This window comes from Paenibacillus cineris (assembly GCF_018333335.1).
Classification (GTDB): Bacteria; Bacillota; Bacilli; order Paenibacillales; family Paenibacillaceae; genus Paenibacillus_AQ; species Paenibacillus_AQ favisporus.
This window is the reverse complement of the sequence record NZ_BORU01000001.1, coordinates 4,030,111-4,046,172: the sequence shown is the minus strand read 5'-3', so window position 1 is coordinate 4,046,172 and position 16,062 is coordinate 4,030,111. Positions and strand designations below refer to the sequence as shown.

The window sequence follows — 16,062 nt, the reverse complement described above, 5'->3', positions numbered from 1 at the left end:
GGTGCCGATGTCTTTCAGCATGACCGGTTACGGTCAATCCGCCCTTCATTTCGGAGGGTATAAAGTGGAAATTGAAGTGAAATCCGTGAACCACCGATACTGCGAAGTGGTCATACGCCTGCCGCGTGAATGGACACGCTTTGAGGACCCTTTGAGAAGAACGGTACAGCGGTTTGTCAAGCGCGGCCGGATCGATGTCTTTATTAACAAGGAGGCGGAAGAGAATACCGCTCCGCCTGTTTTGTTAAATCATAAAGCCGTCAATACTTATATGGAGGCGGCGCGTGAGGTATCCGAGAGGCATGGCCTGAACGGCGAACTGACGGTAAGAGACCTGCTGTCCCTGCCGGGCGTCTTTCTCACACCCGAGGAAGTCGGGACAAACCAGGATCCGGAGCCTGAAGAGTGGGGACGCGTGCTTGAAGAAGGTCTTGTAAAGGCCATGGAAGGACTCGTCGCGATGAGGACTTCCGAAGGAAGCTTCCTTGCCCGTGATGTGGAGCAGCGCCTGAACCGGCTGGAGAAGCTTCACGGAGAAATGGTACAGCTCGCACCCAGCGTAGTCGAAGAATACCGCAATAAGCTCAGACAAAGGCTGGCTGAACTGAATGACGGTTCGTTTGCTTTTGATGAACATAAATTTGGCATGGAAATTGCTATTTTTGCAGACCGCTGCAATATCGATGAGGAATTGATACGTCTGCACAGCCATTTTGAGCAATGCAAAGGATTACTTCGTGCGGATGAACCGGTCGGAAGAAAACTCGATTTTCTGATTCAGGAAATGAACAGGGAAGTCAATACGATTGGATCCAAGGCCAATCATCTGACTCTGGTAAACCGTGTTGTCGAAATGAAAGCGGAGCTGGAAAAAATTAGAGAGCAACTGGCCAATATAGAGTAAGGCACAATTTCGACAGAAAACAGGAGAGAGTCAAATGAATAGGGGGAAGAACCTGAATATGGCAATCAAACTCATTAACATCGGCTTCGGGAATATTGTATCGGCTAACCGTATCATTTCGATTGTAAGCCCCGAATCAGCGCCTATTAAGCGGATTATTCAGGAAGCAAGAGATCGCCACATGCTGATCGATGCGACCTATGGGCGCAGGACGCGCGCCGTAATCATTACGGACAGCGACCATGTCATCCTGTCAGCGGTGCAGCCAGAGACGGTGGCTCATCGCCTGTCCAGCAAAGATGACGATAATGACGAATAACAAGATGGGGAGTAATATGTCAAAAGGAATATTGTTTGTATTGTCAGGACCTTCCGGGGTCGGTAAAGGAACCGTGTGCAGCGCGCTGCGCGGGAAGCTGCCGGATTTGGTCTATTCGGTATCGGCGACGACACGGAGTCCGCGCCAGGGAGAAGTGAACGGGGTCAATTATTTTTTCAAAACCCGTGACGAATTTCTGGATATGATGCAGAATGACCAGCTCCTGGAGTATGCGGAGTACGTGGGGAACTATTACGGAACGCCGCGCGATTTCGTAGAGAAGACGCTGGAGAGCGGAAACGATATTATTCTGGAAATTGAGGTACAGGGTGCCCTTCAGGTCAAACAGAAGTTTCCCGAGGGGGTATTTATTTTCCTGCTGCCGCCTTCTCTGGACGAACTCAAGGACCGGATCATCGGGCGCGGTACGGAGAACCAGGCGACGATCGACCACCGCATGACGGTGGCGGTTGACGAAATCAATTTGATGCAGCATTATGACTATGCGGTGGTTAATGATCAGATTGATTGCGCCTGCAAACGAATAGAATCGATTATTATCGCCGAACATTGTAAAATCAAGCAATAAACGAAGACAGCAGCCATTTGAGAATAATAAAAGAGGTGTCGCCAAGTGTTGTACCCATCGATTGATGAAATGATGAATAAAGTCGACAGTAAATACTCGCTGGTCGTCGCGGCCTCCCGCCGTGCGAGACAGCTGCGCGAGGGCGCAAAGACCGACCTGAAGCATCCAAGATCCCACAAATACGTGGGCGTGGCGCTTGAGGAAATTTATGGGGATATGATTCGGGTGATTCCGGAACCGGTCGCCGAACGGGATGAGAATAAGGCGTAAGCCTGTTCTTCCCGGGACGGGGCTTTTTCTGCTGTTATGCGGCAGGTCTAACAAGAACTCATATTAAGTTTGCAGCAAGAGCGTATAGACGTCTTCCAGATACAACCGCAAGGTTGTATTTTTTTCTCTATCTAAATGAAACGGAAAGCGGGGAAATCGTATGTTAACCGGCAAAACCATCGTGCTCGGCGTGACGGGTGGAATCGCGGCGTTCAAGGCGGCCAGTCTGTGCAGCAAGCTGGTGCAAAAAGGCGCAGATGTCCACGTGGTCATGACGGAATCGGCGAAGCAGTTTATTACGGAGCTGACCTTTCAGAGTCTGTCCAAAAATCCGGTATACAGCGACACGTTCGATGAGCGCGATCCATCCGTTGTCTCCCATATCCATTTGGCCGATGAGGCCGACCTCGTTCTCATCGCACCGGCTACAGCCAATATGATCGCAAAAATGGCCCATGGTCTGGCGGACGACATGCTGTCGACGACGCTGCTGGCCACCGAGGCGCCGGTCATGATCGCACCGGCCATGAACGTGCATATGTATGCCCATCCGGCCGTTCAGGCCAACATGCGGCTGCTCGAGTCCCGGGGCGTGATGATGATCGAGCCCGGCGAAGGACTGCTTGCCTGCGGCTATGTGGGCAAGGGACGGCTGGAGGAGCCGGAAACGATCGTCCAGGTGGTGGAGCGCTTTTTTACGGCTCGCAATGAATCCGTACAAGGGCAGGGTCTGCTCCGCGGGAAAAAGGTCATCGTCACCTCGGGCGGAACGGTTGAACGGATCGACCCGGTGCGTTACATCACCAACGATTCTTCCGGGAAAATGGGGTTTGCCATCGCCAAGGCCGCCAAAGACATGGGCGCGGAGGTGCATGTCGTTTACGGCCATACGGACGTTGAGCCCCCTTCGGACGTGGACGCGGTGAAAGTCCAGTCCGCAGAGGATATGTACCGGGCGGTGCTGGAACATTGGGAGGACAGCGACCTGGTCATCAAGGCGGCGGCTGTTGCGGATTACCGTCCGAAGGTGACGGCCGCAAGCAAAATGAAAAAGTCGGGGGATACGATGACGCTCGAGCTCGTCAAAACGGTGGATATTCTGGAGGAGCTCGGCAAGACGAAGACAAAGCAGTTTTTGATCGGATTCGCAGCTGAGACGAATGATGTGGAGAAATATGCCCAGGATAAGCTGAAACGGAAAAACGCCGATCTGATCGTGGCCAATGACGTAACGGCGGAGGGAGCCGGCTTCAGATCCGATACCAACATCGTTCAGGTGTACGATGCCGGCGGACTGGTCGAACAAATGCCCGTAATGACCAAGGACGAAGTGGCCCGGCGCCTGCTGACGATCGCTGCGGCCCGGATGAACGGGGCTTTGTCCTGATGGAGATGCGTGTGGCAAAGGTGATCGTCGACGTCCCGGTGCGTGATACCGACCGTCCCTTTGACTATCTCATTCCCGAATCCATGCGGGCATGGATCGAGGTGGGAAGCCGGGTAGGTGTGCCGTTCGGCCACCGCACGGTCCAGGGATTCGTGGTCGGCCTTGAGCCGGAGCCGGCGGCTGCCGGCATGAAGCTTAAGGCCATCCAGGAAGTGCTCGACGTCATTCCGCCGCTGTCCGAAGAGCTGGTTGAACTGGCCGGGTGGATGAGCCGCAGGTATGCCTGCCGGATGATTACGGCGCTTCAGGTCATGGTGCCTACGGCCCTCAAGGGCAAGGCCGAACGGTTTATCTCGCTCGGAACCCCGCAGCCGAAGGAGGCTGAGGATTTGTATTCCGGCGGCTTGTTCGAATTGGAACTGGAGCCTTCCGGTGGCGAGCGGGCGATTCTTGATTTCGTCGAAAAAAAGGGTGAGGTCACCTCCAAGCAGCTGAGCAGACAGTTTCCGGACAGCGCACCGGTGATCAAATCGCTGCTGCGCCGGGGCGTGCTGCAGGAAAACCAATCCATCAAGGACAAGCTGCAGATCAAGACGCTGAAAGCCGTCGATCTGGCGGTAACGCCGGACGAAGCGGAGGCTGCGCTGGCGTCGTTCGCGCCGAAAGCACAGCGTCAGCGCGAGGTGCTGCAGTTTATTGTGGAAATGAAAGAGATGCTTCCGCTTGCGCTGAAGGATGTCCTGGCGACGCTGCAGGTGTCGGCCGTGACCGTGAAAGGGCTGGCGGATAAGGGTTACATTACGATTGAGGACAAAGAAGCGTTTAGGGATCCTTACCGGGGTCGCTGGTTTAAGCCAAGCGATCCGCTGCCGCTGACCGCGGAGCAGCAGAACGCCTATGACCGTATTGTCTCGGTGCTCGATGCGCAGCGGCACGGGGTGTTTCTGCTGCATGGGGTTACAGGCAGCGGGAAGACCGAAATCTACCTGCAGAGCATCCAGCGCTGCATTGCGCAGGGCCGGCAGGCCATCGTGCTCGTGCCGGAAATTTCGCTGACGCCGCAGATGGTGGAACGGTTCAAAGGGCGCTTCGGCGACCAGGTCGCCGTCATGCACAGCCGCCTGTCGGGCGGGGAGCGCTACGACGAATGGCGTAAAATCCGCGAAGGCCGGGCGGCCGTTGCCATCGGCGCCAGATCGGCGGTGTTCGCGCCGTTTGCCAAGATTGGGCTCATCATTATGGACGAGGAACATGAAACGTCGTACAAGCAGGAAGAAAGCCCGAAATACCATGCCCGGGACGTGGCCGTCCAGCGGGCGATGCAGCACGGCGCGGCGGTCATTCTGGGCTCGGCGACGCCTTCGCTTGAGAGCTACCATGCCGCGAGATCGCAGGCGAACGACGAGTTTGCGCCAATGCTGCTCGAGATGAAGGCCCGGGCGCTCGGCAATGAGCTGCCGGGAGTACAAATCATCGATATGCGGGAAGAATTAAAAGAAGGCAACCGCTCCATGTTCAGCCGTTCACTGCATCAGGCGGTTGCGGCCCGGCTGGAACGCAAGGAGCAGACCGTGCTGCTGCTCAACCGGCGCGGCTACTCCACGTTCGTCATGTGCCGCAGCTGCGGCTACGTGGCCGGCTGCCCCGAATGCGACATTTCGCTGACGTACCATCAGAAATCGAACAACCTCCGCTGCCATTACTGCGGCTATGCCGAGCCGGCGCCGTCCGTGTGCCCGGAATGCGGAAGCGAGCATATCCGCTATTTCGGCACCGGTACACAGCGCGTTGAGGAAGAGCTTGCGAAGCTGTTTCCGGGGATCCGGGTGATCCGGATGGACGTGGATACCACGACGGAGAAGGGATCGCACGAGAAGCTGCTGAAGCAGTTCCGGGACAAAAAAGCGGACGTGCTGCTGGGCACCCAGATGGTGGCCAAAGGGCTCGACTTTCCGGACGTAACGTTGGTCGGCGTCATTACGGCCGACTCGGCGCTCAACCTGCCGGATTTCCGGGCCGCAGAGAAGACGTTCCAGCTGCTGACCCAGGTCGCCGGCCGTGCCGGCCGCCACCAGCTCCCCGGGGAGGTCATGATCCAGTCCTATACGCCGGATCATTATTCGATCATTCACGCCAGCGGGCACGATTACGATTCGTTTGTCAGGGAGGAGCTGAAGCATCGGCGGAACCTGCATTATCCGCCGTACTGCCGGCTGATTCTGGTCACGCTGTCGCATGAGCAGCTGCCGTTTCTTGTCCGGATGGCGGAGAACATGGTATCCGTCCTCCAGGGCAAAGCCCGGCAGAAGGGCTGGTATGGCAGCCTGGACCGGCTGACCTCGGACGCTTTTGACGTGCTGGGGCCGGTGGCATCTCCTGTGCCCCGGATAAAAAATAGATACAGATTTCAATGTATGATAAAATGGCGTGGGACCATCGACGCTGTCGGCCTGGTCAGGGAAGCCGCCGAGCAGCTCGAGGATACCGCGCAGAATCCGAAGCTTCAAATCAGTATCGATGTAGACCCGCAAATGCTGATGTAGCGTTCTTAAGCGGCGTACCGTCATCATATGGAATCATGGATGAATAACCAACAATGAATATTTGAACCCGATAAGGAAGGTGTCAGCATGGCGATCCGAATTATTGTGAAAGAACCGGATGAGGTTTTGCATAAAACCGCTAAAGAAGTGAAAGAAGTTACCCCTAATGTCAAAAAGCTGCTGAACGACATGGCGGACACGATGTACGATGCGGAGGGCGTTGGCCTGGCCGCGCCGCAGGTCGGCATTTTGAAGAGACTGATCGTCGTCGATGTCGGCGATGAGCACGGCCTGATCAAGATGGTCAACCCGGAAATCGTAGCCAAGGACGGCGAACAGTTCGGCCCGGAGGGCTGCCTGAGCATTCCCGGATTAAACGGAGACGTGCGCCGTGCCGAGCAGGTTACGGTGAAAGGGCTGGATGAGAACGGCAAGGAAGTGACGATTACGGGCACCGGCCTGCTGGCCCGCTGCTTCCAGCACGAAATCGATCATTTGGACGGCGTGCTGTTTACCGACATTGCAGAAAGAGTGTATGAGTATACGCCGGAACGCGCCGGAAAGGAGTAATGCCTGATGAATATCGTTTTTATGGGGACGCCCGCGTTTGCCGTTCCCAGTCTCCGCATGCTGCTTGCGGAGGGCTACAACGTCGTGGCCGTCGTCACGCAGCCGGACCGTCCGCAGGGACGGAAGAAGGTGCTGATGCCGACGCCCGTCAAGGAAGTGGCGCTTGAGCACGGTCTGCCGGTGCTGCAGCCGCAGCGCATGCGCAATCCCGAAGCGGTAAGCGAGCTCGCGGCTTACAAGCCCGACCTGATCGTTACGGCCGCCTACGGGCAAATATTGCCGAAAGCGGTGCTGGATCTGCCGGCCAAGGGCTGCGTCAACGTCCACGGATCGCTTTTGCCGAAATACAGAGGCGGCGCACCGATTCAGCGCTGCATCATCAATGGCGAGACGGTGACGGGCATTACGCTCATGTACATGGCCGAAGGGTTGGACACGGGCGACATGATCGCCCAAGTGGAGGTACCCATCACCGACGAGGATACCTCGGGAACGCTGTTCGAGAAGCTGAGCACCGCCGGGGCAGCGCTGCTCAAAGAGCAGATGCCGCGGCTGCTGGAAGGCGGCGTCCCGGTGACGGTGCAGGATGACTCGCAGGCTACATACGCCCCGAACCTGAAGCGTGAAGACGAGAAAATCGACTGGAGCAAGCCGACGCGTGATATTTACAATCAAATTCGCGGCCTGGTGCCTTTTTCCGGGGCGTTTACGTTCTGGAACGACGACGTGTTCAAGGTCTGGGGCTCCCGCAAAGGAGAGAAGGCCTCCAAGGAAGCGGCTCCGGGAACGGTGCTTCAGCTTACGCCTGAAGGTATTGAAGTGAAAACCGGCGACGGGGCCCTGTGGCTGACCGATATTCAGCCGAGCGGCAAGAAGGCGATGGATGCCGGGCAGTTTATCCGGGGAACCAGCATGACGCCCGGGACGGTGCTGAAGTGAGCGGACGCGGAACCCAAGAACGGAAGGGCCGCCAGCCCTCGGCACGCGAGCTGGCGATGGATATTCTTACACGCGTGGAGCAGGAAGGCGCCTACAGCAACCTGCAGCTGAACGCTGCGCTGCAGCGCGCGAACCTGTCCCGCGAGGATGCCGGCCTTGCGACCGAGCTCGTGTACGGTCCGATCTCCCGGATGAACACGCTGGATTATTTCCTGAACCGCTTTGTCAGCAAAGGCGTGAGCAAGCTGCAGCCCTGGGTGAGAAGCCTGCTGCGGCTCAGTCTGTACCAGATCATGTACCTGGACCGCATTCCTTCCCATGCCGTGGTCAATGAGGCTGTGAACTTGGCCAAGCGCCGCGGCCACCAGGGCATTTCCGGCATGGTGAACGGTGTGCTCCGGAACGTGCTGCGCAGTCCCGACAAACTGGTTCTGCCGGAAAGTCTCGGACCGGCCGAACGGATCGCGCTGGAGCATTCCCATCCTGAATGGCTGGTTCAGCGCTGGATCGGGCAGTACGGGGAAGAAGCGGCCGAGGCGATCTGCCGGGCGAACAACGAGCCTCCGGCCGTCAGCGTCCGGGTCAACACGACGATGATCAGCCGCGACGGCCTGCTAGGTGAGATGGAGGAGAAAGGCATGGACGCGGTGCCGTCTCCGCTTACGCCGGAAGGCATTCTCGTCCGCAGCGGGGGCAACATGGCCCTGACCGGCTGGTACCGAGACGGCCAGCTGTCCGTGCAGGACGAGAGCTCGATGCTGGTCGGGGATGCGGTAGGTCCCGAGCCCGGCATGAGGGTGCTCGACTGCTGCGCCGCCCCCGGTGGCAAGACCGCGCATATGGCCGAGCTCATGCGGGACGAGGGGAAAATCATCGCCAACGATCTGCACGAGCATAAGCAGAAGCTGATCCGCGAGCAGGCCGAGCGGCTCGGGCTGGACGCCATCGAGCCGGTAACCGGCGATGCGCTGGAACTGGCCGGACGGTATCCGGCGGCGTCCTTCGACCGCATTCTGCTGGATGCCCCATGCTCCGGCCTTGGCGTTATCCGGCGCAAGCCGGACCTGAAATGGGCCAAGACCCCGGGGGACATCGAGGAGATCGCGGCCCTGCAGTACCGGCTGCTGGAATCGGTGTCGGCTCTGCTCCGGCCCGGCGGCATTCTCGTGTACAGCACGTGTACGATCGAGCCGCGGGAGAACGAAGAGAACGTCGAGCGGTTCCTGCGGAACCACCCGGAGTTCGCCATAGCGCCGGAAGCGCCCCCTGCCTGGGAACGGCTGCTGGGCACGGCGCTGCCGCGGGGTGGCGGCGTACAGATTTTGCCCCAGCATTTTCATAGCGACGGATTTTACATTGCACGGATTCAGAGACTCTCCTAAACTAGCGGACCGCCCGCACGGGCAGCCGCTGCTTCCTGTAACCCGCCGGGCGCGAGCTTGGCGGGTTTTCTCTTTTACCGTTACTTTTATTTGTGTTAAAATAGGAAGAATGAGAAACAATAAGCATATGAATGAAAAGACAGGTGTGGTGAAGATGAAACCTTTTATATATGATTTGAATTTGGAAGACCTGCAAGATTGGGCGAAGGAAAACGGCGAGCCCGCGTTCCGCGCCGGCCAGATTTTTGACTGGCTCTACGTCAAACGGGTCAACAGCTTTGACGAAATGACGAACCTCTCCAAGGAGCTCCGCAAAAAGCTGGACGACCAGTTCCAGTTTGTGACGCTGCAGGAAATTACGAAGCTGGAATCTAAGGACGGAACCGTCAAGTTTCTGTTCGGCCTGCATGACGACCATGCGATTGAAACGGTCATCATGAAGCATAGCTACGGCAACAGCATCTGTGTCACGACCCAGGTCGGCTGCCGTATCGGCTGCACCTTTTGCGCCTCGACGCTGGGCGGTCTGAAGCGGAACCTGACGGCCGGGGAGATCGTGGCCCAGGTGGTTCAGGCCCAGAAGATTCTGGACGAGAAAGGGGAGCGCGTCAGCAGCATCGTCATCATGGGCTCGGGCGAGCCTTTTGAAAACTATGAAGCGACGATGAAGTTCCTGCGTATTATGATTCATGAAAAAGGACTGAACATCGGGCAGCGGCATATTACCGTCTCCACGAGCGGCATCGTGCCGAACATTTATAAATTCGCGAACGAGGACACCCAGATCAATCTGGCGATTTCCATTCATGCGCCAAACGATGTGCTCCGCTCGAAGCTGATGCCCGTGAATCGCCGTTATCCGTTCGAGGATGTTATGGAATCCCTTCGCTATTACCTGGCCAAAACAGGCCGGCGGATTACGTTTGAGTACGCGCTGATCGGCGGCGTTAACGACCGTCCGGAGCATGCCCAGGAGCTGGCGAACGTGCTCAAGGATATGCTGTGCCACGTCAACCTGATTCCGGTCAATCACGTACCGGAGCGGAAGTATGTCAGAACGTCCCGTAACGATATATTCCAGTTTCAACGGGTTCTCGCCGATAGCGGCGTGAACGTGACGATCCGCCGCGAGCAGGGCCACGATATCGCGGCTGCCTGCGGACAGCTGCGGGCCAAGCACATGGAGTTGAGGTGAGAGGAATTTGATCAAAACTGTTCATGTCAGTAACGTTGGCCGGGTTCGCTCGGTCAATGAAGACTCGGTATGGGTCGGCCAGCTGCCGCAGGGCTATACCCTCGGGATCGTCGCTGACGGCATGGGAGGGCATCAGGCAGGCGATACGGCCAGCCGGCTGGCCGTCGAAACCATGACGGGCGACCTGTCCTCGCTAGAATCCGGCATTTCGCCGGAAGGCCTGAAGGCCGCGCTTAGCGACGCCATCCTGCACGCCAATGATGTGATTTATACCGAGGCCTCCAAACACGAGGAATTTTACAATATGGGAACGACGGTCGTGGCCCTGCTCCTGAGCGGGGAATCCGGCTACATTGGACATATCGGCGACAGCCGGGCCTACAAGGTTGCCGGCGGCGAGGTCGTCCAATTAACGGAAGACCATAAACTGGTGTATGAATTGTACAAACGCGGACAAATCAGCCTGGAGAACATGAAAGTCCATCCGATGCGCAATGCGATTACGCGCGCGCTTGGAACGGACGCCGACGTGTCCGTGGACCTGTATCCCATCAGCCTCTCCCCCGGAGAGGTGCTGCTCTTGTGCAGCGACGGCTTAAGCGATCTGGTCAGCTCCGAGCACATCGGGCAAATATCCGGAAACCGTGAGCTGCCGCTGGAAGAAAGAGCGGACCGTTTACTTCAACTGGCACTTCTCGCCGGAGGCGATGACAACATTACCGTCGCCCTGTTCGAACTTCAAGACGAAGTCGCCGGGCAAAGCATAAAGGAGTGGGATTCATGATCGGACACGAATTGGGCGGTCGTTATGAGGTGATCGAGCGGATCGGTGGCGGCGGAATGGCACTCGTTTACAAAGCTCATGATATTTTATTGGGCAGGAACGTAGCTATTAAGGTGCTGCGCCAACAGTTTGTGCACGATGAGGAATTTATTCGCCGTTTCCGCCGGGAGGCACAGTCAGCGGCATCGCTATCGCATTCGAACGTGGTCAGCATTTATGATGTGGGCCAGGAAGACGACATTCATTATATCGTTATGGAATACGTCGAGGGACATAATCTCGACGAGATCATCAAGGAGCGGGCTCCCCTGCAGGTGGACGAAGCGGTGCGAATCGCCTCGCAGATTTGCGACGCGCTGGATCACGCGCATCAGAATCAAATCATCCACCGGGATATCAAGCCGCATAACATTATGATCGGCCGCAACGGCCGGGTAAAGGTAACGGATTTCGGAATCGCCCGTGCCGTTACGTCGACGACAATTACGCAGACGGGTTCGGTGGTCGGATCGGTACATTATTTTTCTCCGGAGCATGCCAAAGGCGTGGTGACCGGGGAAAAGTCGGATTTATATTCTCTTGGTATCGTACTGTACCAGATGCTGACCGCACGTCTGCCGTTTTTGGGGGAGAGCCCGATCAGCGTGGCGCTTAAGCATCTTCAAGAGGAGTTTGAGGAGCCGCGTGAGGTGAATCCTCTCATTCCGCAGAGTGTCGAGAACATTATTCTGAAATCGATGCGCAAAAATCCGCAGGAGCGTTACCAGTCGGCCAAGGAAATGCTTCAGGACCTGGAGACGTGCCTGCTGCCGGAGCGCCGGAATGAGCCGAAGATCGAGTTTGACGATATGGACGATGAGGATCGGACCCGCGTCATTCCGGCCATCAAGCCACAGCCGCGCTCCATTTCGAGAGCGAAAGCGCAGGCCGTGGAGGATGATGACGAGGCGGACGAGCCGGCGGTCGGCAAAGGCAAGCCAAAGAAGAAAAAGTCGGGCAGGGCGGCGCTGTGGATCAGCTTGACCCTGGTCGTTCTATTGGCTTTGGGCGGTGTGGTGTGGTACGTCAACCAGAAGCTGGTCGTGCCGAATGTCACCGTGCCGAGCGTCATTAACATGACCGAAGATCAGGCGCGCAAAGCGCTCAGCGACAAGGGGCTGCTGGTGGAAGATCCGGTCATCCGGAAGTACAACAAGGACTTTGGCGATGGCATCGTCTATAAACAGAGCAGGCCGGAGGGCACGGTCGTCAAAGAAGGCGCGGCGATTCAGCTGACGGTGAGCACGGAGAAGCCGAAGGTACCGATGCCTGACGTGAAGGGTTCTACGTTTGACGATGCGAGAAAGGCGCTGCTTGATAAAGGGGTCAAAGAGAATAACATTAAGCAGAAACCGGAGTACAGCGACAATGTTGAAAAGGGATTGATCATCAGTTCCGACCCTGGAGCTAACGAAGAAATCGATGTGGATAACCAGGAGATCACCCTGACGGTCAGCCAAGGCCCAGAAACCGTAAAAATGCCCGATTTGATCGGCAAGACACTGCAGGAGGCACAGGATCTTCTAACGCAGAAGAAGCTGAAGCTGCTGCGGGTCGTCGAAGAAGACAGCTATACGGTGGAAAAAGGGAAGGTCATCAAGCAGTTCCCGTTTGACCCGAATACCCAGGCCACGCCGAACGCCGAAATCACGCTCACGATAAGCAAAGGCTACCCGGTGGATGCCCTGAACTATACGCTGAACCTGCCTGTGGCTCCGGTCGAGGAAGGCAAAAATACGAAAATCCAGATCAAATACTCCGACGCCCATACCGAAGGCAAAACGGTCGATTGGGGAACGAAGACCGTCCAAACGACGCAGGTGCTGCCGATCGATCTGGTGGTTGATCCGAACAGGGATGCCGTCGTCACGGTGCTTCGCGACGGACAGGTGTTCGACACGTATTCGGTGCGGTACACCGATGTACAGAACGGCACCGTGCCGCAGATCGAGCTCCCTGCCATGGGAGGCGAGGATCCCGGCGATCCGGGCCATGAGGGTGATCCCGGTGATCAGGGAGATTCCGGCAACGGGGATAATCAAGGATCAGACGAGACCGGATTTCTGAATGACCAGCCGGGGAAGGGCAAAGGTAAGGACAAGGGTAAGGGGCCCGACACCGAAAACGTCATTTACAGATAACCAACGTGTCATTCGGCCATATTGAATAGATGTCAAAGTTAGTTAACGTTTAACAATCATATTATCTCCGGCTCCTGCCTCACCGGCAGAAGCCGGAAAGAAAGAGAGGCCTTGCAATGTATGCCTGATGGAGTAATCGTGAAAGCTCTGAGCGGATACTACTATGTCAAACCGCTGGAGAATGGAAAAGCCGTAGGAAGCGCCGAAGCCGTACAGTGCCGCGCGCGGGGGATCTTCAAGAAGAGAGGCACCTCTCCGCTTGTCGGGGATCATGTGGTGTACTCCCTTACCGAGAACGGTGAGGGGATGGTGGATGAGATCAAGCCCCGCCGATCCGAACTGATCCGCCCGCCTGTTGCCAATGCGGAGCTTGCGGTCCTGCTGTTTTCCGTTCGTGAACCGGATCTCAACCTGTCCCTGCTTGACAAATTTCTGGTCCATATTGAGCATTCCGGCCTGGAGACGATCATTTGTCTCACCAAACAGGATCTGCTTGCCGCGGATACGGATGCCCAGGACCCGGTAATGGCCGTCAAGGAGCTTTATGAGCGGATCGGCTATGAGGTTCTGGTTACGAGTTCACGTTCCGGCCTGGGAAGCAGCGAGCTGAAGGAACGCCTTACGGGCGTCATCAGCGTGTTTTCGGGCCAATCGGGCGTCGGCAAGTCCTCGCTTCTGAACCGGCTCGTTCCCGGACTTTCCCTCGAGACGAGCGCCATCAGCATGAGACTGGGGCGGGGAAAGCATACGACACGCCATGTAGAGCTGATCGAGCTCGATAACGGCGGGTTTGTCGCCGATACACCGGGGTTCAGCCAGCTCGATTTCCTGGAGCTCGGCGTCGAGGAATTGTCCACCTGCTTCCGGGAATTTGCGCCTTATGCGGAGCTATGCAAATTCCGCGGCTGCAGCCATACGCACGAACCGGGCTGCAAAGTCATTGAGGCGAAGGAGAGCGGGACTATCGCATCAAGCCGCTACGAGCATTATGTGCAGTTTTATACGGAAATGAAAGAAAAGAAGCGGAGGTATTAACACGATGATTAAAATCGCACCATCGATATTGTCGGCGGACTTCGCCAAACTGGGTCAGGAGGTTGCCGAAGCGGAGAAGTCCGGAGCCGACTGGATTCATGTGGATGTCATGGACGGGCACTTTGTGCCTAATATTACGCTGGGGGCGCCGATCGTCAGCGCCATTGCCCCCCACACGACCCTGCCGCTGGATGTGCATCTGATGATCGAGAATCCGGAGCGGTACATCCCTGATTTCGCCAAGGCGGGAGCGGCTTTCATTACGGTGCATGCGGAAGCCTGCACGCATTTGCACCGCGTTGTGCATATGATTAAAGAGCTGGGCGTAAAGGCGGGGGTTGCCCTGAATCCGGGCACACCGGCGTCTGCGATCAGCGAAGTGCTGGAGGATCTGGACCTGGTGCTGGTCATGACCGTTAACCCGGGCTTCGGCGGACAGGCGTTCATTCCGCGCACCGTTCACAAAATCCGCCAAATCCGCCAGCGGCTCAACGAACTGTCGCTGTTTAACGTCCATATCGAAGTGGACGGCGGCATTACGTCCGAGACGGCGCCGCTGGTCACCGAGGCGGGTGCCGACGTGCTGGTGGCGGGGAGCGCCGTGTACGCACAGCCTGACAGAGCTGCTGCCATTTCGGCCATTCGCCGCAGCGTCGGGGGAAAATAATTTCATGAAATTCAAAGACGCGCTGTATCTGACTTTGGCCAGTATCGGAACAGGCCTGTTACTCGGTATATTTTCCATTCTGAAATCGCCGTTTAATGCCATCGCCTCGCTGATCGCGGTGGTGCTGGCCATTTATTATTTCCGGAAAAACGAACGCAAGGGATTAAGGATCGGCTACGTCATCTTTTCGATCCTGTACTACCTGCTGTTTATCTTTATGCTGTCGGTCTACCAATTTTATCAATTGTCTCCGGCCTCAGCTTGAGGCTTAAGGCATAGGGCGTGCTCTTTGAGCATACATATGGTTACATGAGTCAAGGTTCTCATGTAACCTTTTTTTTGTTCCGTCTTAACATTGATCTGGTTCAGGGCATACCATACCGTGATGACATGAGAATGATGGGGAGGGTGAGATATGAAATTTTATACGTTTAAGCTGCCAAAGTTTTTGGGAGGATTCGTGAAGGCTCTTTTAAACACGTTTCACAAAAGCTGATCTTGATACCCTTTGGTATGCCGCTTGCACAACCGTAAACGGCTTCGCCTTATTGAAGATCATAGAACATACAAGGTTCAGCGGAGCTGAACGATTCTATGATCGCAAGAAAAACTTCTGCTTCACGCGGTCTGTCTTCCCATGAGAGCGCATCAATAGACGTTTTTCTTACAGGCGGAGCTCACGTTTCGCGGATGAAATATAAGGCCGGTATAAGAACACAGGCGGATTGACCCTTATATTTCAAAAAAAACCTCTGACAGATGCCAGCGGCATGGCTGCCAACTGATACCGGCCAAAGGCATTAAAAAAGCACCTGCTGGAAACTAGGTGCTTTTTGCTTATATGTCATTACTAAACGCGGGTAACTTTACCTGCTTTCAACGCGCGAGTGCTTACATAAACGCGCTTCGGTTTGCCGTCAACGAGGATACGAACCTTTTGAACGTTTACACCCCAAGAACGACGGTTACGGTTGTTAGCGTGGGATACGTGGTTACCGCTGCCTGGTTTTTTGCCAGTCACATAACATTTGCGAGACATAGATTACACCTCCTTAGCTCCAAACACCTGCATAAAACAATACTTGTATATTTTATCATAGCAAAAAATGCTTCGTCAACCGCCTGCAAAAACATTTATTTCTGGGGTGTCTTATAGTACAATGTTGATTAGCCCATACTATTTTGAGATGGGATCAATTAACATTTATTTTTTTGAATAGGATTATCCGAAAATTGGACGAATGGCGAAACGAAAACGTGCATTGATTCGTATTTATAAGGACGCCAATGGCTTAGGG

The 16,062-nt window shown here is 55.9% G+C and carries 17 protein-coding genes; 16 read left to right on the top strand and 1 reads right to left on the bottom strand.

Going from position 1 to position 16,062, the window contains the following annotated elements:
• Positions 1-7 precede the first annotated feature (7 nt).
• From KI379_RS18875 to spoVM, 16 genes are all read left to right on the top strand, one after another.
• Positions 8-904 carry a YicC/YloC family endoribonuclease gene (locus KI379_RS18875; RefSeq protein ID WP_076169932.1) on the top strand — a complete coding sequence of 299 codons (897 nt, stop codon included), beginning with the start codon at positions 8-10 and terminating at the stop codon, positions 902-904.
• Positions 905-962: 58 nt separating this feature from the next.
• Positions 963-1,223 carry an extracellular matrix/biofilm regulator RemA gene (gene remA, locus KI379_RS18870; RefSeq protein WP_006209218.1) on the top strand — a complete coding sequence of 87 codons (261 nt, stop codon included), beginning with the start codon at positions 963-965 and terminating at the stop codon, positions 1,221-1,223.
• A 16-nt stretch (positions 1,224-1,239) separates the two neighbouring features.
• On the top strand, positions 1,240-1,812 hold the full coding sequence (gene gmk / locus KI379_RS18865; protein ID WP_089548140.1) for a guanylate kinase: 573 nt from the start codon (positions 1,240-1,242) through the stop codon (positions 1,810-1,812).
• A 45-nt stretch (positions 1,813-1,857) separates the two neighbouring features.
• Positions 1,858-2,082: a DNA-directed RNA polymerase subunit omega gene (rpoZ, locus tag KI379_RS18860; RefSeq protein WP_076169934.1), complete on the top strand. Its 225-nt coding sequence runs from the start codon at positions 1,858-1,860 to the stop codon at positions 2,080-2,082.
• Positions 2,083-2,242: 160 nt separating this feature from the next.
• Positions 2,243-3,469 (top strand): bifunctional phosphopantothenoylcysteine decarboxylase/phosphopantothenate--cysteine ligase CoaBC, encoded by a 1,227-nt coding sequence (gene coaBC, locus KI379_RS18855; RefSeq protein ID WP_212984410.1) that lies wholly within the window; start codon positions 2,243-2,245, stop codon positions 3,467-3,469.
• A gap of 5 nt (positions 3,470-3,474) precedes the next feature.
• On the top strand, positions 3,475-6,012 hold the full coding sequence (gene priA, locus KI379_RS18850; RefSeq protein WP_212984790.1) for a primosomal protein N': 2,538 nt from the start codon (positions 3,475-3,477) through the stop codon (positions 6,010-6,012).
• Between the two features lie 87 nt (positions 6,013-6,099).
• Positions 6,100-6,582, top strand: a complete 483-nt coding sequence (gene def, locus KI379_RS18845; RefSeq protein WP_076169936.1) for a peptide deformylase — start codon at positions 6,100-6,102, stop codon at positions 6,580-6,582.
• Between the two features lie 6 nt (positions 6,583-6,588).
• Positions 6,589-7,521 carry a methionyl-tRNA formyltransferase gene (fmt, locus tag KI379_RS18840; RefSeq protein WP_212984409.1) on the top strand — a complete coding sequence of 311 codons (933 nt, stop codon included), beginning with the start codon at positions 6,589-6,591 and terminating at the stop codon, positions 7,519-7,521.
• Positions 7,522-7,577: 56 nt separating this feature from the next.
• Positions 7,578-8,903 (top strand): 16S rRNA (cytosine(967)-C(5))-methyltransferase RsmB, encoded by a 1,326-nt coding sequence (gene rsmB, locus KI379_RS18835; RefSeq protein ID WP_144025416.1) that lies wholly within the window; start codon positions 7,578-7,580, stop codon positions 8,901-8,903.
• 154 nt (positions 8,904-9,057) lie between these two features.
• Positions 9,058-10,098: a 23S rRNA (adenine(2503)-C(2))-methyltransferase RlmN gene (rlmN, locus tag KI379_RS18830; protein ID WP_076170163.1), complete on the top strand. Its 1,041-nt coding sequence runs from the start codon at positions 9,058-9,060 to the stop codon at positions 10,096-10,098.
• 7 nt (positions 10,099-10,105) lie between these two features.
• A complete protein-coding gene (locus KI379_RS18825) occupies positions 10,106-10,882 on the top strand; it encodes a Stp1/IreP family PP2C-type Ser/Thr phosphatase (protein ID WP_076169939.1) in 777 nt (258 codons plus the stop codon).
• Positions 10,879-13,062, top strand: a complete 2,184-nt coding sequence (pknB, locus tag KI379_RS18820) for a Stk1 family PASTA domain-containing Ser/Thr kinase (protein ID WP_212984408.1) — start codon at positions 10,879-10,881, stop codon at positions 13,060-13,062. The genes KI379_RS18825 and pknB overlap by 4 nt, the downstream gene beginning before the upstream one ends.
• Before the next feature lie 120 nt (positions 13,063-13,182).
• The gene (gene rsgA / locus KI379_RS18815; RefSeq protein ID WP_212984407.1) at positions 13,183-14,097 is read left to right on the top strand and encodes a ribosome small subunit-dependent GTPase A; all 915 of its coding nucleotides are present in this window, start codon (positions 13,183-13,185) and stop codon (positions 14,095-14,097) included.
• A gap of 4 nt (positions 14,098-14,101) precedes the next feature.
• Entirely contained in the window at positions 14,102-14,764 is a 663-nt protein-coding gene (rpe, locus tag KI379_RS18810; RefSeq protein WP_089548135.1) for a ribulose-phosphate 3-epimerase, read from the top strand.
• 4 nt (positions 14,765-14,768) lie between these two features.
• Positions 14,769-15,029, top strand: a complete 261-nt coding sequence (locus tag KI379_RS18805; RefSeq protein ID WP_076169943.1) for a hypothetical protein — start codon at positions 14,769-14,771, stop codon at positions 15,027-15,029.
• Between the two features lie 150 nt (positions 15,030-15,179).
• Positions 15,180-15,260 (top strand): stage V sporulation protein SpoVM, encoded by an 81-nt coding sequence (gene spoVM / locus KI379_RS18800; protein ID WP_036707696.1) that lies wholly within the window; start codon positions 15,180-15,182, stop codon positions 15,258-15,260.
• Positions 15,261-15,614: 354 nt separating this feature from the next.
• Here the strand turns inward: spoVM and rpmB are convergent, their stop codons facing one another.
• Positions 15,615-15,803 (bottom strand): 50S ribosomal protein L28, encoded by a 189-nt coding sequence (gene rpmB, locus KI379_RS18795; RefSeq protein ID WP_047910965.1) that lies wholly within the window; start codon positions 15,801-15,803, stop codon positions 15,615-15,617.
• Between the last annotated feature and the right edge of the window lie 259 nt (positions 15,804-16,062).